The organism is Neobacillus sp. OS1-2 (genome assembly GCF_030915505.1).
In the GTDB taxonomy this organism is placed as follows: Bacteria; Bacillota; Bacilli; order Bacillales; family Cytobacillaceae; genus Neobacillus.
Genome location: NZ_CP133265.1, coordinates 2,892,607 through 2,913,670, shown reverse-complemented (window position 1 = coordinate 2,913,670; position 21,064 = coordinate 2,892,607). Strand labels below are relative to the sequence as shown.

The window sequence follows — 21,064 nt, the reverse complement described above, 5'->3', positions numbered from 1 at the left end:
AGAGCGAAGGACACTAGCCGCTAGGGCGCTTGCGCTAGACCATTCTCAAAGTCGATATTATACCTTCTTATCTCTTTAGAAAAGCGCAAGCGCCCTTTTACCTTTTTAGGTATTTTTTTCGCCATGAATTCAAAAGCAATAGTAAGAAGAAGCCGACTTGGAGTGTAAAAACCACTGCATCCCAGAAGACAAGGCTTGTTGGTGATTGTAAATATCCCGGAAGTAGTATTTTTGCCGCATGAATTATTTCAGGAATATAATACTTTGCATATAGGAAAATCGTTAATCCTACCCCAACAACACAGAAAATGGAGTAAAAGAAAATCGTCCTTCTTTCGCTTTCAAATTCAACCTCATCATTGGCGCTAAATTTAAGAAATGGAAACCATTTGCGAATGGTCTGATTCGCATTTTCTATCAAATTGTAACACCCGGATACATTTTCAAAGACAAAATATAGATCCGTTTTCATATAAATGCAGCATTGAAATACAATTCTCGTAAATATATCAAATACAGCAAGTGTCGTTAAACTGAGTGAAATCCCATTTGGAAAAATTAATTGACAAATTAGGGCAATAAAAAGAATGACAGTATCAAAGCAAAGACCTGCTAAAAATAACACATTCCTATCCTTAGAGGGTAATCTCCAAATCGATGACATATCCGTTTCAAAGACAACAAAAAATAACCGATGACCAATCCCCAATTTGGTTGGAAGATTGTGAGCTCTCATGGCCAAAATATGCCCAAACTCGTGGATAAGCACCAAAATAAAGGAAATCGTCATCCATACAACCACATTTAATACCATAATATCAAAAACGAAAATATCTTTATAATGAGGAAATAAGGAAGGCTTGACAATGACAAGAATAATATTTACTACAAACAGGGATAGATACAAAAGATACGAAATCTTATTAAAGAAGAATTTTCCGACCTTTGGAGAAATGGACGAAAACCCCAAGCGTTCCTTTTGCTGAACCTGTCGTTCAACTTTTACACCATCAATTTCCTCTATCAATTGCAATTCCAATAAATGTTCAGCAAAATCGAGAAGATCAACGTCGTCATTCGGATATTTATCTTTAAGCTTTTTCTCAATATCACCTAAATGCTTACCAACACCTATTAAATTTATCGCTTCAATACAAACTTCTGGCATTTCATAGAATTCACCAGAATCTATATCTTCAATAATATAATTTTTTTTATCTTTACGAATATTAAGTGGGGTTAATAATAGATTTGAATCGAGTGTAATGGTCATTATAACACCCTTTAACTTATAGTTTTTTCATTATAAAGAAGGATGCTTAGCTTTTTTGCTAGCATCCCTCTCTCTTTTATATTATCCCTACAAAAGGACACCACCAGCAGGTTGCTTTTACTTTCTTTAACTTGCGAATTTTCATAATTCCACCTCCTTTGGAAATTCCCATTGTTTTGTCCATGGATAATTTTTATGAAATTCAATCCAAGCTGGGAATACTTTTATAAATTCATCCACTAAGATTGGATCAAATTGGGAACCCTTACCTTCAATTATACGTTGATAAGCTTCTTCAACTGGCAATGCAGATCTATACGAACGTGATGATGTCATAGCATCAAAAGCATCTGCAATGGAGGTAACTCTTGCAAGCAAAGGGATTTCTTCTCCTTTTAATTGATCAGGATATCCCTTCCCGTCCCAACGCTCATGATGGGAACGAATGACACAAATACAATCCTTGATTCCTTCAACATTTTTAACAGCTTCGGCGCCTACACCAGGATGTGATTTAATTATTTCAAATTCCTCATTTGTAAGCTTTCCAGGTTTCATTAATATGTGATCAGGAATATGAACTTTCCCGATATCATGTAACAGACAGGAATAAAAAAAAGACTTTTGTTCTTCTTTAGAAAACTTATCAATTTCTTTTGCTAATAACACCGCGTAGTTGGCAACCCTTTCACTGTGTCCCCTTGTGTACGGATCCTTAAGTTCCAAGGTAGCAATTACTCCCTTTACAATTCCCTCCAACTGATTATCATAAGAAATCTTAATCGATCGGACATAACCTTGAAAACGAACTAGTAAAAAGAATGACATACAAGATAAAACAGTAAATAATATAATCGGAAGTATAAGATAGGAGTTATTTAAAATAATTGCAGTTAAAGAATATTTTGTAATTATTCCCAAACTCACTAACCAAAAGTATCTTGAATTTAGGAAAATGGGTAATGTAAAAATCAAAAATACTTCTACCACATTCCCACTGGTATAGGTTGTTTGACTTCCATAAAAAGATATAATATCAATAGTAAAAGCAGTTAATAAATAGCTAATAAAAAAAACGTATTTAATAATAAATTGCTTTTTCCTCTTATTTATATAGAAGACAACTGGAATCATAATAGCTAAAACAATATAGTTGATATACCAAAGATTACTAGGTAATCCACCTTCCTCATGCTTAACATGTACTGGTAAAAAATAATAATAGAAGAAATCATAGCCTACTAAAATAATATAAAAAATTGAAAGAAACCATTTGATAGTTCGTTGCTCTTCATGTGGTAACATATAAACCTCCAAGTGCGTCTTACATACACTTCTGACAAATTTCACTAAATTTAATATTCTTTTCATCACCGTCAACAAATTCTTTTAAAATCCCGTATTCCACTACATTATATATCAAGGGAAAAGTTGTTGATACAATTTATTTTGATGTATTTTATTTAATTGGAGAACTATTCATTTATACTTTATCCCTGATATATTGGTAACATTACCTTAACCTTTGTTCCTATTCCAATCTCACTTTCTATTTTCAACTCTCCATTATGATCCTTGATAATTTGGTTGGTAACCAATAACCCAAGACCGGTTCCATCTTTTTTTGTTGTAAAAAATGGTTCACCTAAATTTGGAAGGCTTTCTTCAGCAATCCCATAGCCTTCATCCTGAATGGAAATATATATTTTACGGTCCTCAACACATTTTACAAGAACCTGTATCTTTCCTCCTTCAGGCATAGATTCAATGGCATTCTTGATTAAATTTAGAAAGACCTGTTTAAGTCGCTTCTCATCACATTCAAGTGGAGGGATTGAATCTGCCATTGTCGTCTCAAACGCGATTCCTTGTCTTTCAGCCTGATGCTTTGTAATTGAATGTGTATAGGTTATTATTTCTTCAATATGGGCACTTTCAAATTTTATTCCTTTTGGTTTCCCAAGATACATTAGATCATCAACAATGGAATTGATCCGATCAATTTCTTCAATCATGATTGGATAAAACTGATTCCCATCCGGATTTCTTTCCTGCTGCAGCTGTGTAAAACCCTTTAATGAAGAAAGGGGATTACGAATTTCATGCCCAATGGCCGCAGCCATTTGACCAATTAATGCAAACTTCTCTTTTTTACGAAGTTCTTCATTGACATTCATAATTGATTTAATATAAGAGTTAAAGCGAGTTAAAATTATATACGCAATTAAAGTAAAAATTAAATAGGTTACAGCTGGAACTAACGTCCAGGTGTCTTGCAGAATTAATCCAAAAAATAGATCCTTGGATATTATCCCTACCGATACAATCCAATAGTATTTTTTATTCACAAAAACAGGAGAAAAAAGTATAAATAAAACTTCTACTATATTCCCGGTGTCAAAATGCTTGTTTGTCCCCCAATACCTTAACAAATTATCAATTAAATCGATAAAAAGATAGCTATTAATATATATATACTTTACTATGTAAACATTTTTCTTTTTAAGAAAAAAAATTGCGACTGATAAAACAAAAAGAAAGAGGATGTAATACCATATTCCTAACCCATCCCTGTGAAAATCCGTTTCCCCCTAAGGATATACGGCATAAGATAGTAATAGAAAACATCCCATACAAAAAAAATGACATTAAACAACCATAAAAATAACTTAATCGCCTTTTTCTCTTCATATATTAATTGAGGACTAATGGTACCTTCCTTCATGTAAATAGCTCCCTTGACTCAGTTATGCATTTAAGTTGTCTGAAAAGTTTTAATAATTGTATTCTCTCCTACTATCTTACCATCTTTCACGCTAAAAATGACAATAAAAACAAAAAAACTACGAATTTCGACACATTTCGCTATTAATCTACAAAAAGGAACTCCCTATTATTGGAAGTCCCCTACTGTTTTTCATAATAAAACGGATTGTTTTGCACCGGAATCCAAGATTTAGTTTGCTCAAGCATGCCTGCTAGTGTAAATAACAGATCCTCTCTCCCTCTTGCAGCCATGAATTGAACCCCTACCGGGAGTCCATTCGCAGTTAGATGAATAGGAATAGTCATGGCGGGCTGCCCCGTTAAATTGGCTAGTTGGGTAAAAGGTGTTCTTTTTAAATTATTCTCTGCCACTTGTTCAACAGTTCCTACCTTTTTCAAAAGGCCACCAAGGCCCAGCTTTCCTGTCACCTGCATGGCCAGTTTTTCAGATTTACTTGGCTCAAGCTCGCCAATTGTCGCTGGGGGAAACGCTGTTGTTGGTGTCAGATAAAAATCATAAGTTTCATGAAATTGCTCCATCGCAATGGCCGCTTTATCCCATTCCCTTACACTTAACACAAAGGCTTCCGCAGATGTTGCCTTTCCAACTAAACCTAAAATCCACGTTGTTGCTTCGACATCACTCATGATAGCTTTTCTTCCAAGAACTGTTTCAAGTTCGGTTATCGCGGCAGCCACTTCCCCAAAATACATTGTCAAATAGCTTTTAAGAATGTTCCTGCCATTTACAGGTGCCTCTACTTCCACTACGTGATGGCCCAACGATTCCAGGAGCTTTGCGGTTTTCATCACTGCTTGCTTACACTCATGATGGACTTCTGTTCCAAGCGGCGATTGAACAGAAAAGGCAATCTTATATTTTTTTCCCGATGGTGTTTGGCTTTGTTGAAGATATGAGCCATGAAAAGGCGGTATATGGAAGGCAGCAGCTTTTTCAAATACACTTATTTCATCCAGCATGGCTGCACTGTCTCGTACCGAGCGAGATAAGATATGATCAACAGAGGCTCCTTGCCATAGCCTGCCATAATTCGGTCCAACTGGTGTTCGGCCTCTTGTTGGCTTCAATCCAAAGAGTCCGCAATAGGCACCGGGTATACGTATCGAACCACCACCATCATTTGCTCCGGCAATTGGCACCATGCCGCTGGCAACAGCCGCGGCCGAGCCACCGCTTGAACCACCGGGAGTATGATTTAGATTCCAGGGATTTCTGGTTGGGCCATAGAAAGCAGGTTCGGTAATTCCCATCAAGGCAAACTCAGGAACATTGGTTTGGGCTACAAACAACGCTCCTGTCAGCCGCACCTGTTTCACATATTCAGAATCAGCCTTTGCTATGTAGCCCTGAAATGCCTTCGAGCCAGAAGTGATTTTTTCTCCTTCTATCTCTTGAGCAATGTCCTTTAAGAGCATGGGTACACCTGCAAACGTCCCATTTAAGTCGATAGTCTCCGCTTCTTTTTCTACCTTTTGATAAAATTTATTAATGACCGCATTCAACTTCGGGTTTTGCTGCTCAATTGTATGAATTGCTTCTGTCAGGATCTCCTTTGGTTGTAGTTCTTTCTTTTTAATTAATTCCGCAAGTCCCATACCGTCATAACGTTTATAATCAAACCCTTCCATCCAGCAACTCCCCCTTCCATCATTTATACATACTACTTCTATTAGGGATTCTGTTTTTCCTTTTTCCTGAGATTCATTCCAGTGAGATTATAAAAGTTGTGGTGAACCATTGACAAAACGCAAAAAGTCCTGTAACATTGGTATTTGTGCTTCACATTATAGTAACTTGTAATAGATAAGATAACGCAATGTAGGAATTCTTTTCTGGCATTCTGCTTATGTTTTAAAATAAAAACTTATTCACACTGGATCGGCTTCGGAGCCGTTAGGATGTAAGAGAGGTAGGGCTTACGTCGTTTAGGTATAAAACCATCAGGTGGAAGAATAACCGCGGCAAACTTGTTTTTATGAACAATTACAATAAAGTAAATTTTTACCTTGCGATGGGATGAAGGATAGACACAACCATTCACAAGTTACGATATGGATTCTACTGAATCAAAAAGCTAAGAAGGCAGAGGGAAATCCCTCTGCCTTCGTCCAATTTATTTTTCAATAACAATCGCTTGCTTCCCCATTTGCTCCCAGGCTTTAATAAAATTCTCACGGTTTACCTTTTTGTTTTTCTCCCCATATGGATCATTTACATAAATATAGTTTTCATCGTATCCGGTAATGGCTACACTATGCTCACTAAAGGTAATATCAATTTTCCCCTGCGGTGTATCCCATGTTTGGAATACTGAAACTGGTGCAAAGCTAGTGGTTGTAATAATCCACACTGGCAGTCCTTGCCCTACTTTTTTTAATATCTCTTCAAAGGAATGATTCGTTAAATTAACAGCTTTGTCACCAACATATTTTTTTGCCAGTTTTAATACCGGTTCATTGTAAACTCCAAGTCCAGGGCCATTAGCCATATCCCCCACAAATCCGGCATGAGGATTTCCCTTTTCCCGTTACCATATGTAAAGGGGACTGTGTTAATTTTTTGCGCTAACTCATTTTTTGTTACCGTTACCCCATGATAATTTAGAATCATCGCTAAGCTTGTTACTTCACAGCCATTGTATAGCTTTGGGGAATCCATTTGATTCAAAAGGGGTACATCCAGCACTAGTTGATCCGGAATAACTGGTTCAGGTGCATTTTCCATTTTTCTAATAGGTTCAGCTACATCCTCAATGAAACCATTACTTGCGGCTTGTAGTTTTGACACCACTTTTGTTGACTCTGATTGAAGGGTATTCTTTATTTGATTGACATCCTGCCAATTAAATTCTTCCGTTTGTATCATTTTTACACCAATCCATAGGATGACTATTAAAATAATACTAAATAACATTTTTCTCATAAATTAGCTTACCGTTCCTTGTTGAATTTTTCCAGGACAATTCGATAGATTTATATATACTATAATATAACCATAACAAATAGAACGAACACGATAAAGGAAAAAACATTTCCAAATGTATCGTACCTTTCGTTTCTTAACTTTAACTTAAAAAACCCTTCTAGCGTTATCTAGAAGGATTTTTAGTTCTTGCTTTATTTTGATTCATTTTTCGAATCACTTGATTGATAACCTCTGAAAAGACTAGTCCAAAAGCAATTGCACCGGCAATCATAAACACTTTTGCTGCTAAACCAATGGCTGTATTATAATCATTTTCAACAAAGCTTCGCATTGCATTATAGGCTAACCCGCCTGGCACTAAAGGAATGATTCCTGAGACGCTAAAAATAATGACGGGTGTTTTATAAAACTTAGCTAATTCTTGACTAATGACCGCGATAAAGATGGTAGCTGCCAGCGTTGCTAAAATGGCATCGTCTAAATAGCCTTCAAGAAGAAAATAAACCAGCCAACCGCCCATGCCGATTAAACCACATTTCACCAATGTTTCTTTCGGGGCATTAAAAATAATTCCAAAAGCACCTGTTGCAATAAAGCTTGTTAGTAACTGGCCCAATATCGCCACCTTACATCCACCCTGCCTTTATAAAAATGATAATACGACTGCAATTCCCGTCCCAATAGCGAAGGCCGTCAAAAATGCTTCCGCACCCTTAGATAAACCTGAAACCAAATGCCCCGCCATTAAATCTCTGATCGCATTTGTCACCAAAAGTCCTGGTACAAGGGTCATAACAGAACCGATAATTATTTTATCCAACTGCTGACCGATCCCCGTCCATACAAATAAAAAGGAGACTAAGCCAATGACAAAGGATGCTAAAAATTCCGAGAAAAACTTAATCGGGACAAAGCGATGGAAATGGACAAAGCTATAAAATCCCGCTCCACCCGCGATCATTGCCGGAATAAAATCATTCCAGCCACCCTTAAACATAATCATGAAACAGCCGCTTGCTAATGAGGCAGCGGCCACTTGAATTTTTAAGGGAAAAGTAACAACTAATGAATCAATTTCCTTTAACTGTTGCCATGCCTCTTTCAGAGTAACTTCGCCACCACTTATACTCCTAGAGATACTATTTACCATGGCCACCTTTTTCAGGTCTGTGGAACGCTCTGAAATTCGAATAAGCTTGGTCCTGGTTGGCCCTGTACTTTCTGCCGAAAAGATGATCCCTGTTGGCGTTACATAGCTATGGGTATTTTCAATACCGAAGGCAGCCGCAATCCGCATCATCGTATCTTCCACACGGTATGTTTCCCCGCCGCTTTGAAGCATAATTTTACCCGCAAGTAAGCAAACCTCAATCACTTCGGATGTTGTTGTTTCAACTTGTTTTGTCATCTATTTTTCTCCACATGTTTTTACATTTGTTACTTAGTTTAAATCAAAACAAGCCCGTGAAGCAATTATTAATGTAATCACATTCAAGATGAATAAGGTACATCACCCATTTTCGGGGATTGTGTTAACTCAAAAAATCATCCGACCATAAGACCGGATGTTCGTCGTTAATGCGTTTATTTATTTTCTACGGAATGGCCGCCAAATTCATTTCTTAATGCAGCGACTACTTTTCCCGTGAAAGTATCTTCCTCAAGTGAGCGATATCTCATCATTAAGGCAAGGGCTGTCACCGGCATCGCGGTTTGCAGGTCAAGCGCTGTTTCAATTGTCCATTTACCTTCACCGGACGAATGCATAATCCCTTTAATTGACTCGAGCTTCGGATCCTTCGAAAAGGCGTTTTCCGTCAATTCCATCAGCCAAGAGCGAATGACGGAGCCATTATTCCAGACTTTTGCCACTTTTTCATAATCATAGTCAAAGTCACTTTTCTCCAATAATTCAAATCCTTCGGCAATGGCCTGCATCATTCCGTATTCTACTCCATTATGAACCATTTTTAAGAAGTGGCCACTGCCGCTTTGGCCGGCATATAAGTAGCCATTATCGACACTAATATCGCGGAAAATTGGCTCGATATGATCGAAAACGGACTTATCTCCCCCGATCATCATACAGGCTCCTTCTCTAGCACCTGCCATTCCACCGCTAGTACCCGCGTCAAAGAAATGTATTCCCTTTTCAGAAAGTTCCTTTCCTCTCCGAATAGAGTCTTTATAATGGGAATTACCTCCATCAATGACTATATCACCCGCAACGAGCAAACCCTTAAGTTCTTCGGTTACTTGTTCTGTTATAGCACCGGATGGAACCATCATCCAGATGATTTTCGGACTTGAAAGCTTTCCAACAAGTTCGGTAATCGACGCGGTACCTACAACGCCTTCCTCACTAATTTTTTTAACGGCTTCCTTATTTACATCGAATGCTAACACATGATGATCATGATCCATTAAATTAAGGGCCAAATTATAGCCCATTTTTCCTAACCCGATTAAACCAATGTTCATTTATAACACCCCTGAAAAATATTTTACTTCATTCACTTATTATAGGAAAAAATATTTCACAAATCAAATATAATTAGGAAAAAATATTTTTTTATTATCCATTCATGCTATACTAGTAATAAGACTAAAGTGAGAGGATATCATTTATGGCGCAGAACTGTTTGGGAAAAATACGATCCAATTATGCTCGGCTTAGTGAAAAGGAAAAAAAAGTCGCCGACTATATTTTGGAGAATCCTGAAAGAATGATTCACAATACTATTAATGAAGTAGCAGAAGACTTGAACGTCGCCGATGCTACCGTTTTTCGCTTTTGTAAGCGGATCGGCTTCAAGGGTTATCAGGCTATGAAAATTGCGCTAGCCTCCGAGATTATGAAGCCCATTCAGCAGATCTATGAAGAAATTGGTGAAAACGATACGGAAAAAACGGTCGCTGATAAGATTTTTCAATCAAATATCCGGACATTGGAAAATACCTTACACATTCTCGATGAAGCCTCCATAAAAAAAGCTGTTTCGTTGCTGATGCAAGCGAACCGGGTCGAATTTTATGGAACTGGCGGATCAAATGCTGTTGCAATAGACGCATTTCATAAGTTTGTACGGACAGGAATTAAAGCATTTGCGTTTATTGACTCCCATTTTCAACTCATGTCAGCTTCTCAGCTATGCGCCCAAGATGTAGCCGTAGTCATTTCCCATTCCGGGACAAATAAAGATACCCTAAATATAATAAAAATGGCAAAGAAAAATGGGGCAAAGACGATTGGGATTACAGGGTTTCCAAAATCGCCTATTTGCCAGTATTCGGATGTTGCACTCTTTACAAGTTCCGAAGAAACAGAATACCGTTCCGAAGCACTCTCTTCCAGGATCGCCCAGTTAAGCCTCATCGACGCACTGTATGTCAATATTATGGTGCTCAATAAAGAAAAAGCTAAACATTCACTCGAAAAAGTGAGAGAAGCCATATCAGATACGAGAATGTAGCCTATTCTGGATGGAAATAGGAAGGGCACGTTTAGGGTCCATAATTAAACCGTCTCCGTTTAACACGCAGACGGTTTTTTACTTTAACTTCCCCCTTCTAATTGGCGGGCAGGAGCCTTCCCTGAAATATCGACCGCTGCATTAGTTTTAAAAATCCCTCACTTTTCACGTAGTTAATGAAACACTGTCTTAAAGAAAAGGCTTTTGCTTTATTATTGGTTGAAATTTCGTTATGATAATATTTAGCATTCCGAAATATATTTTAGAAAGGAGTGTTAAAAAGATGAATCAGCAGGAAAGCGCAAAACGAAACTTACTGATTATGTGGTTTGCAAACTTCTTTGTTGCAGGAAGTATGACGATGGTTATGCCGTTCATTTCGTTGTACATTGAATCTTTTGGAGACTTTTCGGAAAAATATGTCCAGCATTGGTCAGGATTAACGTTTGCGATTACATTTGTTTCCGCCTTTCTTTTCTCACCAATATGGGGGAGAATTGGTGACCGTTATGGGAGGAAAAGGATTCTGATCTTTTGCGGTTTAGGGATGGCGTTATCGATTTTTCTAATGGGCTATGTCCATTCTGTTTGGCAACTATTTTTACTGCGATTTTTCATGGGATTCTTTTCGGGATTTATCCCAATGTCGCAAGCTTTCATTTCAACTCAAACACCGAAACAGATCGCCGGACGCGTTCTTGGTACATTGCAAACCGGCAGTATCACTGGATCGTTGTTAGGGCCGATGTTAGGCGGAATTTTGGCAGATACCCTTGGCTACTCCACTACCTTTAAGTGGACCTCCATTTCCATATTCATCTCTGCCCTGCTCGTCATCGCCACTAAAGAATTTCTGCTTGAAGCCAAAACGGGTGCCAAAACCCATTATTCAAGCAAGGAAGTATTGAAACATATTACTCGCAATCCAGTTTTGTTAACCGTGCTCCTTATTTCAGCACTTGTGCAAATTGCCCACTTTAGTATTCAACCAATTTTGTCCTTATTTGTTAGCGATTTGCACGGACCAGTAAATGTCGCCTTTTATTCTGGAATTGCTTTTTCTGCGGCAGGTCTAGGCAACCTCATGATGTCACGGAGATGGGGGAAAATTGCTGATAAGGTCGGCTATGTAAAGATATTAGTCATTCTACTTTTCTTGGCGGGCATTTTTTATCTGCCGGGTGCTGCGGTCACAAATTTTTGGCAGCTAGTGCTCATTCGGTTTACTCTTGGTGTCACGATTGGCGGGATAATCCCCGTGCGGATTGCCTATATCCGCCAGGAAGCACCGATTGCCATGCAAGGTGAGGTGCTTGGCTACAATACGAGTCTACGATTTCTTGGGAATATTTTCGGACCCATGTTGGGGGGATTTATCTCCGGTTCGTTTGGATTTTCCGCTGTCTTTATCAGCACAAGTGCGCTTTTAATCATTAGTGGGATTATCCTTTTTGTTTCCATGCACCGGCATCCAAAGTTAATAAAGCACACAGCATAACAGCATCGGAAAGTTCCGATGCTGTTTTTTTCTTATATCAATTGTCTCTCATAAACTTTTAAATTTGCATAAACCGCTTCTAATACAGGGACAGAAATCTGTTCTTTATGGGCAATTTTTAGCAAATAGCCGTGTAAATGGTCAGCCTCTACAAAAGCTAACTTTTCCATATCCCGCTGCATCGAGGATTTCATCGGATAGGCCAGACTATCAATTTGCTTCATTTGGAGCGTTTGGATGTTTTCGGGAAACGGTGCTCCTACACGTTTCATCACAGAAATAATTTCCGCTAAAAGCTTCTCTATTACCAGATAACCACTTTCTTCCTCACGAATTGGCCCAATGGGTGATCTCATTAATGTGGTAATTCCGGACATAGTAGCTATAAAAAGATATTTATTCCATAGATCCTGATTAATTGCTTCGCTTAAACGATAACCTACTTTTGTTCCGCTAAATGCCTCTTCAATCTTTACGATTCGTTCTGTCCGCTCACCATTACGTTCTCCAAAGACTAAATCATGTTTAGGGCTCGTTTGGATGACCTTTCCACCCTGATCAAGAGTTGTTTCGATAAAGCAAAGACCGCCTATGACCCGCTCTTCCCCAAATTCCTCAGCCAACTTATCAAAATGCACCATCCCATTTAACAAAGGCAGGATCACCGTTTCCTTGCTCACATACTGTCGGAAACTTTCTACCGCGCCATCAAAATGATATGCTTTTGTAGAAAGAATGATCAAATCAAAAGGGGTTGCCTCATCCCCAGCTAAAATTGTTTTTGGCTTAAGTGCTATATTCCCATGGATACTTTCAATAACAAGGCCGGTATCCTCAAGCTGGTTCCTTCTTCCCTCTCTTACTAAAAAAGTTACATCAACACCCTTTTCTAGTAAACGTCCGCCAAAATAACCCCCAACTGCACCTGCTCCAACAACTAATATTCTCAATTCATTCCCCCCTTTATAAATCTATTATAAGGGATAAAAATAAAAAAGCAGGAATATCCTGCCTTTTTATTTTCGAATTTGGTTTTGTCTTTTGCTAAAATCACATTCCTGGTAATAACTATTTTTCACTAAAATATTGGGACCGAGACAGGAAACCTCAGGACAATGGCAGCTTAATTCTTTTGCTATGGAAGAGGATTGCCAACTATCGTAGGCATCCAGAAGATTTGTCGTTTGGATATTGCCTAACGGTGGTGTGTCACCAAAATCGGTAACGATAATATCACCGTTAAAAATATTTACGTTTAACCGGGATCGGCCATCAGGATCATTTCGAAGGGTGACATTCTTGCTTTCATAAAGTCTTTTTAAAAGGTCTAAATCCTCTTGTTCACTACTGCAAGCATAGAACGGCAGTGTCCCAAACAGCATCCACACCTTTTTATCCCGTATATCTAGCAAGTGGTGGATTGCCCCCCTTATTTCCTCCAACGACAAGGTTTCTAAATTACTCGCGAAATCGCTAGGGTACATTGGATGAATCTCATGCCGCTGACAAAGCATTTCATCCACGATTTGCCTATGGATTTTTCCCAAATGAGGTAGAGTCCGTTTATTTAACATAGTTTCGGCAGATACCATTACACCAGCTTTAACCAGTTCGCGGCTATTTTCTATCATTCTTGTAAAATATTTTTCTCGCTGGCTGTAGTCCGGCTGACGCTCCATTCGTGCAAATCCACCCTCAACAAAATCATCGACCGTTCCCCAGTTATGAGAGATATGTAATACATCCAAGTATGGAACGATCTCCTCATACCTAGCTAAATCAAGGGTTAAATTGGAGTTTATTTGCGTCCGAACCCCACGGTCATGGGCATATTTTAAAATCGGCACAACATAATTTTTCACAGAGGATAATGATAACATTGGCTCCCCGCCTGTAATACTTAAAGAACGGAGAGCAGGGATTTCTTCAAGTCTTTGAAGTAATAATTCTAATGGAAGTGCTTCTGGATCCTTTGTCTGCAACGTATACCCTACCGCACAATGTTCACACCGCATATTACAAAGCGTTGTCGTCGTGAATTCAATGTTGGTTAGCATAGGCTTTCCATATTCCTCGATATCTAAATAGGCTTCCCACGGGTCATATTGTGGTGTAATACTTCTCATTTTCAACATTTTGAACTCCTTAAAAATCAGTCTTAACAAAACCTTTTTATTATAGCTGATTCCTGGACAAATGTGCTAATTTCAACCATTACAATAGTTTATGTTTACGAAATATCCTTTATTGCTAATAAGGAAAATCCCCCCATCCATACATATCTCACCACTTTTTGTAAAAAAATAAATGGATACACGAATGCTGGTTGAAATGGTGGTTATGTCAATTGGAAATGCAGCCTTTAGAGGAAGTGGAAAAACTTGCTTTAAAAAAGATGAAAATATTTCGACAAAGTATCCTGCGTTATATCTTACGGGCAATGCTTGCCAGTATGTTTATTGGATTTGGTGTTATTGTTGCATTTAAAACAGGAAATTTCTTTTACCTTGATCACTCTCCATTCGCCTATCCAATGGCTGCTTTCACCTTCGGGGCGGCGATCATTTTAATTGCTTACGGAGGCGGTGATCTTTTTACCGGAAATACGTTCTATTACACGTATGCTGCTCTTCGTAAGAAAATGACATGGACAGACGTTTGGAAGCTATGGGTGTGTAGTTACACAGGTAACATCTTAGGGGCAGCCGTATTTGCCTTTATTATTTTTACTACGGGTCTTTATACTGAAACCTCTGTCAATGGTTTCTTACTTCACGTAGTGGAAATGAAAATGCAGGTACCCACCACAGAGTTATTTTTTAGAGCCATTCTTTGTAATTGGCTTGTCTGCATGGCCTTCTTTCTTCCAATGGGTTTAAAAGGGGATGGGCCAAAAATGTTTGCAATGATGCTATTTGTATTTTGTTTCTTTATTTCCGGCTATGAGCACAGTATTGCTAATATGTGCACATTCGCAATTGCCTTAGTCCTAAACCACCCTGGAACTATTTCATGGAGCGGTGTCATCCATAATTTAGTCCCCGTTACAATTGGAAATCTAATTGGCGGCTCCGTATTTATGGCGATGATGTACTATTATGCAAATAAGCCATATTTGGACGACTTCGAAAAAGAACAGGGAAACTAGACCTATTCTTTTATCGACAAATTACCGGGGAAATATCAACAAGAAGAGAGGGATATCGACAACTATTACGGGGATTCAGAAAATACCGATTATTCAATATCTCTCAAAAAAGGCTGTCAGCAAGAGCCAATCTCCCACTGACAGCCATCATTCATTTAATGACCCACACCGTCCTGTATGCCAGCTTCCATGAAAGAATGGTTACTGCAATAAGCACAATCAAATAGATCGGCACACCATAAGGAAAAAATGTAACTGCCAAATGGATACCTGTAAAGGCGACAATACAAAGGGTTGCAAGAAATACTTTAAGTCCCCCGTTTTGCAGGGCATCCTCAAATGACTCAGAAAATGGTAATGATCCTTTTAGATAGTTTGAACAAATAACCGTGAATAATATTGCCGTTACAAGAACAACTAATAAATCATCGATTACTTTTCCCCCGAAGATAACAATAAAAATGGCGCTTAGGATTATATATACTGGCAAAAAGAGATTAACAATAAATACCTTTAGGACTGAGCTATATAATGGAGCTATGTTCTGGATTGGTGCTATTTGGTAGATCCAGGCCCCCTTATATTTCCCTGAGTATTTCAGCATGGCAATGGCATTGGGGATCATGATGCAGCTAAAATAAATCGATAAGTACCATTTAGTGGTAACCATATGGGCATAGGAATTCATTTGGATCTCATTAAATAGAAAGACAAATGGAAAAACGAGTGATAGTCCTAATGCTGGATAAACCTTTAGGCGAAATTCCCTTTCATTTCGCATCATATGATCGGCAAATCGGAAAAAAGTTCTTTCCTCGTTATTTTGACAAATTACCCTCACGAGGCTATTTTTCCATCGACGTTCCTTCCTTTTGCTGCCACCGCTGTTAGTTGAAAGTTTTTGTAGATTTCTTTCAAAAGATGGCATCATCCGGCTATAAATGATGATGGCGAAGATTGGTACAATCAAAGCTACTAGCGAAAGGAACAGAAGAAAGACGTCTACATGATGCTTGAGAATTAACTCAAAGGGCGCCCCAAACCAAATCGGCGGGATGAAGAATTGCCACCAGCTTGGTGTAAAGGTAATTTTCATATCAACAATGCTAAAGGCTCTTGCCAATACTTGATATCCAACCGCTATCGAAATAGATAAGCCAATTTGCACGTAATTGATGATATCCTTCAATTTTTCACCATCAAAAAACCGCAATATGAAGTAATAAATAATCGCTGTTACCACGACAATGAATAAATTGACTAGAATCAGACCACATATTGCTAAGAACAGAAATAATATCCCATGTCTATATGTCCCAACTGCCAATGGAATCATCGTGAGTGCTGCGGTAAGAAAGGCCAAATAGATACAAATATGAATCGTTTTAGCTACAATTAGTGTCCTTTTATCAACCGGTCTAGTCAGCAGAATCGCTTTATCTCGAACATCCAGAAGGACATTAGAGAAATCCGAAATCATCGATGTCATGACCAAGAACATGACGATGCCATAAAAAAGGCTCATTTGATAGAGATAGTTTTCGCCAAAGATAATGATAGGAATGAGCATCAGGCTTAACAACACATACATCCATAACGATTTGATAAAACCGTTTTCTTCCGGTTTCTTCTTCTTTTTTGCCTGTTGGTTAAATATCGTCGGGGTTCTTCGACCATCCATCGTCAGTTTAACCGTTAATATTTTTCGCATGACAGTGTAGTTGATACCAAAGCGTTCAAAAAGACTGCGGAATAAATCTAGGAATCGGAGCGTTCGATAGTTTTTCATCTGCTACCCCTTTTGAACAATGGATACGAATTCCTCAGCTAAAACCCTATATTCATTAAAACCGGTCAGCTGGTTAAAAATCTGCTCCAGTGTTCCTTCTTTGTTTTGCTCCTTCAGCTCATTAAAGCTTCCATCGGCAACAATTTTTCCATCATTAATAAGGATAATCCGGTTGCTAATTTTCTCAACGACATCCATGATATGGGAGGAATAGAAAATGGTTTTCCCCTGTGCTGCTAAAATGGCTAAAATCTCTTTAAATACCATGACACTATTCGCATCAAGGCCGCTTAATGGCTCATCTAGAAATAGAAGATCCGGGTTATGTAATAAACTGGAGATAATCAACACCTTTTGTCGCATTCCTTTGGAGTAGGAGGCAATTCTTGAATGGTACACCTCCTCTAAGCCGAAGACCTTCATCAGCTTTTGGGCCTTTTCGTTTACCGCTTGTAAATCCATTCCGTACAATTCCCCGACAAAGGTAAGGTATTCATACGCGGTAAGATTATCATAGAGTTCGGCCATCTCCGGTACATAGCCAATTTTCCTTTTATAGTCGATATTTCCCTCTGTGACTTGCTCTCCAAAAATCTCAACCTTGCCGTAATAGTCCCCTTCAAGTCCTAGCAAAATCTTAATCGTTGTGCTTTTCCCGGCGCCATTTGGCCCGATATAACCGATAATTTGCCCGCGATAAACAGTTAAATTAATCCCTTTAAGGACATTTTTCACGCCATAGTGTTTTTCTAGATCTTTGATTGACAATACTACTTCGTTGATGATCATCACCTTCTTACCTATTGATAGTTTAATATTAACATATTTTACCTGCTGATTATCAAAAAAATTCGGCTGGTTATGGCCAGCCGCTTATATTGGTACTGTTCAATTCGTTTCTTCGCTTCGTTGGGCACAATAAATTACTTATTGTTTCCGTTCCCCCTATTTTTCCGCTCTCACGGACATAATGTCATCTCTTTCTACTTAAATAATACACATACACTTTTATCATAAAATAGCTTACTTCCTCTGGAAGGAGTTCCTTTATTGGTTTTAAGCGTTCACGCCCGGCTTCGGCCACGGCTTTTTCTAAAAGGGGAATATATTCGCTAGGGACATGCTTCGAAAAGTCGACTTCCAATCCTTGCTGGGCGCATTGCAGCAAATGGCTTTCAACCGTACTGATAGCAAGCTCGCGCTTTTCGGCCATTTCCTCTATCGTTAAATGCTTTTGATTTAACTCCAATGTCTCCAAATGAGAATCGCCCACAGCCTTTTTAGCAGCCTTTTTCGGCGCTGCTGCCGGTTCCGCTTGGATTTCGCTCTGATACTCCGGATTCACTTCTAAAAAAGTACGGATTGCTTGAATAAATTCAAGTCCGTATTTCTTTAGCTTATGCTCGCCGACCCCGCTGACCTGTAAAAATTCCTCATTTGTTTTTGGCAGCTTCGCACACATATCTTTGATCGCAGCATCAGAAAAAATAACAAATGGCGGCACTTTCTCCGTTTCAGCAATCCTTCTGCGCACATCCCTTAACTCCTCAAATAGTGGATCATTTTTTGAAACCTGTTTCACTTTCACCGCTTCTCTGCGATAAACAGGCTCATGACCCAAAAGCACATCTTTACCCTTCGGAGCGACATAGATGGTTGGGAATTGGCCCTGTTCAATTGCAATTAGCTCCTGTGAAATTAAAAATTCAATAAAATCACTAACCTCTTTCGCCCCTTGATCCTTCATAATTCCATAGGTCGTGAGCCGGTCAAAGCCCATTTCGATGACCTTTTTATTTTTTGAACCAGTTAACACTTGGGCCGTTAGGTTTTTACCAAAGCGCTGGCCCATGCGGATCACACAAGACATCACCATTTGTGCTTCCTTCGTCACATCGATGCTTGTCCTAGAATCCAAGCAATTGCCACATCTGCCGCAAGTATCCGTTTCGGTTTCGCCAAAGTATTTTAAAATGAACTCTTGCAGGCAGTTTTCGGTATGACAATAGTCGGCCATTTGCTGCAGCTTTTCTAATTCCTGTGTAATCCTGCTGCGGTCGCTGGATTGGTCAATCAAAAAACGCTGCACCTGCACATCCTGCGGAGAATACAACATGATACATTCACTGTCTAGCCCGTCCCGACCGGCACGGCCTGCTTCCTGATAATAGCTCTCCATATTTTTCGGCATTTGGTAATGAACCACATACCGAATGTTACTCTTATCAATCCCCATCCCAAAGGCTGAAGTGGCAACCATGACGGACGCTTTATCCTCTAAAAATCGTTCTTGCTCACGCGCGCGTTCTGCATCGCCCATCCCGGCATGGTAACGGGCAACATTGATATTTTCCTTCCGAAGCTTTTCATAGACCTGGTCGACATTTTTACGTGTTGCCGCATAAATGATACCCGCCTCTTGTTCATTCTTCTTAAGATAAGCCTTGAGAAACTTTTGCCTATCTTGCCCCTTAATAACCGAGAAAGATAGATTTTCCCGCTCAAATCCGGTGATGATCGTATTTCTTTCATCAATATTTAATAGTTGGCAAATATCTTCGCGTACTCTTGGAGTTGCTGTGGCTGTTAGTGCAAGCACATTCGGCCGTTGTGGAAGATTATTGACCATTTGCTGGATATGACGGTAGCTTGGGCGGAAATCATGACCCCACTGCGAGATACAGTGTGCTTCATCAACGGCAACTAAGGGAATCTCCATACTTCTTAATTCTTCAACAAATTCATAGGATTCTAATCTTTCAGGTGCTATATATAAAAGCTTGTATTTCCCTTGCTTCGCCTCATTGATTCGTTTATTTGCTTCACTATAACTTAATGAACTATTAATAAAGGTGGCTGGGATTCCAACTTGAATGAGGGCATCTACCTGATCCTTCATTAAAGAAATCAATGGGGAAATAACAATCGTGGTTCCCGGAAGAACTAGTGCAGGAATTTGATAACAGATTGATTTACCACCGCCAGTCGGCATGACACAAATGGTATTACTGCCGTCTAATACGGAGTGGATAGCCTGCTCTTGCCCTTTCCGGAAGGAGCTATAGCCAAAATGGGATTCTAGTAAGGGGAGTGCTTTTTCAAACAAAATAGTTTCTCCTTTCATTTTCCAGAAATTCTATTTACCTAATCTTATTATACAGCTTTTCCCCTGCCGATTTTGTCTTTAATCATGTATATTTGTGGTAAACTAACAATGTTCTTCCTAAGAGTAGATGTTAAAGGCAGGGGTCTATCGTTGAACCGTTTATTTACCTTCCTAATTTGTACAGTTCTGAGCGGATGTTCCATCACGGCGAATCAACCCAGAAAAGAAGCACCGATTGATGTAAAATGGCCAATTTATAAAATTGAGAAAGGCAATAAATACATGTATCTTCTTGGCACCATCCATATCGGGAAAGAAGAAATGTATCCTTTTCCTAAGAAAATTGAACATGCACTTAAGGAGTCAAAATACCTCGTTACTGAAACAGATGCTACCGGTCTAACCGATGGTGATTATCAACAATCTGTTAATAAAGAGAGGTATTTTTTAAAGGAAGATGAAAGCCTAAATGATTTTTTATCTAAGGATGCGGAGATCATTTTAAAACAGCGGGCAGAAGAGTATAACCTTGATTTTCAAGAGCTTCAAAAATACCAATTTTGGTTTGTGATGATTTTATTTTTAAATGCAGGTGTTGAGGAGTTATCTACCGATTATGGTGTTGATCAAAAAATAACGGAATTGGCCGATACCCACTATGTACCAACTAAATACCTGGAGACGCCAAAATATCAAATTGAAGCCATGCGAAAAGTTTATACCGAAAATGAAGCTGATCAAGTAATTAAACAAATTCCTTCATTAAAAGAATCTAAAAGGCAACTATTACAATTGTATTCGAACTATATTGATGGCAAATCAAATGATGAAATAGAGCAGACTGAAGATCATTTTGATAAAAAGCAGAATAAAATTATGGTTGAAGATCGAAATAAAATCTGGGTAGAAAAATTCGAATCGTATATTCACAGTGGAGATATTTATTTTGCGGCAGTCGGGGTCGGGCATTTAGAAGGTGAAAGTGGAATTCTAGCCACTTTTAAGAAAAATGGCTACGACGTTAAGAAAGTCATCGAATAAACTTCAAACGCTTGAGGCAAAAT

Annotated in this window: 17 protein-coding genes and 2 pseudogenes; 4 read left to right on the top strand and 15 right to left on the bottom strand. The window is 38.8% G+C overall.

What is annotated here, in order from left to right:
- Positions 1 to 97: 97 nt before the first annotated feature.
- The 10 genes and pseudogenes from RCG19_RS14325 to gnd all read right to left on the bottom strand — a co-directional run bounded on the left by RCG19_RS14325 (position 98) and on the right by gnd (position 9,467).
- Positions 98 to 1,273 (bottom strand): hypothetical protein, encoded by a 1,176-nt coding sequence (locus tag RCG19_RS14325; RefSeq protein WP_308107697.1) that lies wholly within the window; start codon positions 1,271 to 1,273, stop codon positions 98 to 100.
- A gap of 141 nt (positions 1,274 to 1,414) precedes the next feature.
- On the bottom strand, positions 1,415 to 2,578 hold the full coding sequence (locus tag RCG19_RS14320) for an HD-GYP domain-containing protein (protein ID WP_308107696.1): 1,164 nt from the start codon (positions 2,576 to 2,578) through the stop codon (positions 1,415 to 1,417).
- Between the two features lie 185 nt (positions 2,579 to 2,763).
- Entirely contained in the window at positions 2,764 to 3,450 is a 687-nt protein-coding gene (locus RCG19_RS14315) for an ATP-binding protein (RefSeq protein ID WP_308107695.1), read from the bottom strand.
- Positions 3,451 to 3,540: 90 nt separating this feature from the next.
- Positions 3,541 to 3,789 (bottom strand): annotated as a pseudogene (locus RCG19_RS23745) (two-component sensor histidine kinase); the annotation flags it as partial.
- 44 nt (positions 3,790 to 3,833) lie between these two features.
- Positions 3,834 to 3,998, bottom strand: a complete 165-nt coding sequence (locus RCG19_RS23740) for a hypothetical protein (RefSeq protein WP_374049549.1) — start codon at positions 3,996 to 3,998, stop codon at positions 3,834 to 3,836.
- A 182-nt stretch (positions 3,999 to 4,180) separates the two neighbouring features.
- Complete coding sequence (locus tag RCG19_RS14310; RefSeq protein ID WP_308107694.1) at positions 4,181 to 5,689, bottom strand: amidase family protein; 1,509 nt, start codon at positions 5,687 to 5,689, stop codon at positions 4,181 to 4,183.
- Positions 5,690 to 6,174: 485 nt separating this feature from the next.
- A pseudogene (locus RCG19_RS14305) lies at positions 6,175 to 6,785 on the bottom strand (C39 family peptidase).
- A 364-nt stretch (positions 6,786 to 7,149) separates the two neighbouring features.
- Complete coding sequence (locus RCG19_RS14300; RefSeq protein ID WP_166244333.1) at positions 7,150 to 7,611, bottom strand: threonine/serine exporter family protein; 462 nt, start codon at positions 7,609 to 7,611, stop codon at positions 7,150 to 7,152.
- Between the two features lie 18 nt (positions 7,612 to 7,629).
- Positions 7,630 to 8,394, bottom strand: a complete 765-nt coding sequence (locus tag RCG19_RS14295; protein ID WP_166244331.1) for a threonine/serine exporter family protein — start codon at positions 8,392 to 8,394, stop codon at positions 7,630 to 7,632.
- Positions 8,395 to 8,570: 176 nt separating this feature from the next.
- On the bottom strand, positions 8,571 to 9,467 hold the full coding sequence (gene gnd, locus RCG19_RS14290; protein ID WP_308107693.1) for a phosphogluconate dehydrogenase (NAD(+)-dependent, decarboxylating): 897 nt from the start codon (positions 9,465 to 9,467) through the stop codon (positions 8,571 to 8,573).
- Between the two features lie 146 nt (positions 9,468 to 9,613).
- Between gnd and RCG19_RS14285 the strand changes: the two genes are divergently transcribed.
- Positions 9,614 to 10,459 carry a MurR/RpiR family transcriptional regulator gene (locus RCG19_RS14285; protein ID WP_308107692.1) on the top strand — a complete coding sequence of 282 codons (846 nt, stop codon included), beginning with the start codon at positions 9,614 to 9,616 and terminating at the stop codon, positions 10,457 to 10,459.
- A gap of 283 nt (positions 10,460 to 10,742) precedes the next feature.
- Positions 10,743 to 11,957: an MFS transporter gene (locus RCG19_RS14280; protein WP_308107691.1), complete on the top strand. Its 1,215-nt coding sequence runs from the start codon at positions 10,743 to 10,745 to the stop codon at positions 11,955 to 11,957.
- A gap of 32 nt (positions 11,958 to 11,989) precedes the next feature.
- Here the strand turns inward: RCG19_RS14280 and RCG19_RS14275 are convergent, their stop codons facing one another.
- Together RCG19_RS14275 and yfkAB are read right to left on the bottom strand one after the other, a co-directional pair.
- Positions 11,990 to 12,907 carry a ketopantoate reductase family protein gene (locus RCG19_RS14275; protein ID WP_308107690.1) on the bottom strand — a complete coding sequence of 306 codons (918 nt, stop codon included), beginning with the start codon at positions 12,905 to 12,907 and terminating at the stop codon, positions 11,990 to 11,992.
- A 66-nt stretch (positions 12,908 to 12,973) separates the two neighbouring features.
- On the bottom strand, positions 12,974 to 14,092 hold the full coding sequence (gene yfkAB / locus RCG19_RS14270) for a radical SAM/CxCxxxxC motif protein YfkAB (protein WP_308107689.1): 1,119 nt from the start codon (positions 14,090 to 14,092) through the stop codon (positions 12,974 to 12,976).
- A 218-nt stretch (positions 14,093 to 14,310) separates the two neighbouring features.
- Between yfkAB and RCG19_RS14265 the strand changes: the two genes are divergently transcribed.
- A complete protein-coding gene (locus RCG19_RS14265) occupies positions 14,311 to 15,105 on the top strand; it encodes a formate/nitrite transporter family protein (RefSeq protein WP_374049615.1) in 795 nt (264 codons plus the stop codon).
- A 151-nt stretch (positions 15,106 to 15,256) separates the two neighbouring features.
- On the opposite strand, the gene RCG19_RS14260 is transcribed toward RCG19_RS14265, so the two are convergent.
- The 3 genes from RCG19_RS14260 to recQ all read right to left on the bottom strand — a co-directional run bounded on the left by RCG19_RS14260 (position 15,257) and on the right by recQ (position 20,000).
- Positions 15,257 to 16,894: a hypothetical protein gene (locus tag RCG19_RS14260; RefSeq protein WP_308107687.1), complete on the bottom strand. Its 1,638-nt coding sequence runs from the start codon at positions 16,892 to 16,894 to the stop codon at positions 15,257 to 15,259.
- Positions 16,895 to 16,897: 3 nt separating this feature from the next.
- Entirely contained in the window at positions 16,898 to 17,683 is a 786-nt protein-coding gene (locus tag RCG19_RS14255) for an ABC transporter ATP-binding protein (RefSeq protein ID WP_207342977.1), read from the bottom strand.
- A gap of 184 nt (positions 17,684 to 17,867) precedes the next feature.
- Positions 17,868 to 20,000, bottom strand: coding sequence for a DNA helicase RecQ (recQ, locus tag RCG19_RS14250; protein ID WP_308107686.1), 2,133 nt, complete (start codon positions 19,998 to 20,000; stop codon positions 17,868 to 17,870).
- 150 nt (positions 20,001 to 20,150) lie between these two features.
- Between recQ and RCG19_RS14245 the strand changes: the two genes are divergently transcribed.
- On the top strand, positions 20,151 to 21,041 hold the full coding sequence (locus RCG19_RS14245; protein WP_308107685.1) for a TraB/GumN family protein: 891 nt from the start codon (positions 20,151 to 20,153) through the stop codon (positions 21,039 to 21,041).
- Positions 21,042 to 21,064 lie beyond the last annotated feature (23 nt).

Coding starts and splice junctions, on each gene's coding strand:
- RCG19_RS14325 (WP_308107697.1), bottom strand. CDS start 1,273: ATGACCATTACACTCGATTCAAATCTATTATTAACCCCACTTAATATT.
- RCG19_RS14320 (WP_308107696.1), bottom strand. CDS start 2,578: ATGTTACCACATGAAGAGCAACGAACTATCAAATGGTTTCTTTCAATT.
- RCG19_RS14315 (WP_308107695.1), bottom strand. CDS start 3,450: ATGAATGTCAATGAAGAACTTCGTAAAAAAGAGAAGTTTGCATTAATT.
- RCG19_RS23740 (WP_374049549.1), bottom strand. CDS start 3,998: ATGAAGGAAGGTACCATTAGTCCTCAATTAATATATGAAGAGAAAAAG.
- RCG19_RS14310 (WP_308107694.1), bottom strand. CDS start 5,689: ATGGAAGGGTTTGATTATAAACGTTATGACGGTATGGGACTTGCGGAA.
- RCG19_RS14295 (WP_166244331.1), bottom strand. CDS start 8,394: ATGACAAAACAAGTTGAAACAACAACATCCGAAGTGATTGAGGTTTGC.
- gnd (WP_308107693.1), bottom strand. CDS start 9,467: ATGAACATTGGTTTAATCGGGTTAGGAAAAATGGGCTATAATTTGGCC.
- RCG19_RS14285 (WP_308107692.1), top strand. CDS start 9,614: ATGGCGCAGAACTGTTTGGGAAAAATACGATCCAATTATGCTCGGCTT.
- RCG19_RS14280 (WP_308107691.1), top strand. CDS start 10,743: ATGAATCAGCAGGAAAGCGCAAAACGAAACTTACTGATTATGTGGTTT.
- yfkAB (WP_308107689.1), bottom strand. CDS start 14,092: ATGTTGAAAATGAGAAGTATTACACCACAATATGACCCGTGGGAAGCC.
- RCG19_RS14265 (WP_374049615.1), top strand. CDS start 14,311: ATGCAGCCTTTAGAGGAAGTGGAAAAACTTGCTTTAAAAAAGATGAAA.
- RCG19_RS14260 (WP_308107687.1), bottom strand. CDS start 16,894: ATGAAAAACTATCGAACGCTCCGATTCCTAGATTTATTCCGCAGTCTT.
- RCG19_RS14255 (WP_207342977.1), bottom strand. CDS start 17,683: ATGATCATCAACGAAGTAGTATTGTCAATCAAAGATCTAGAAAAACAC.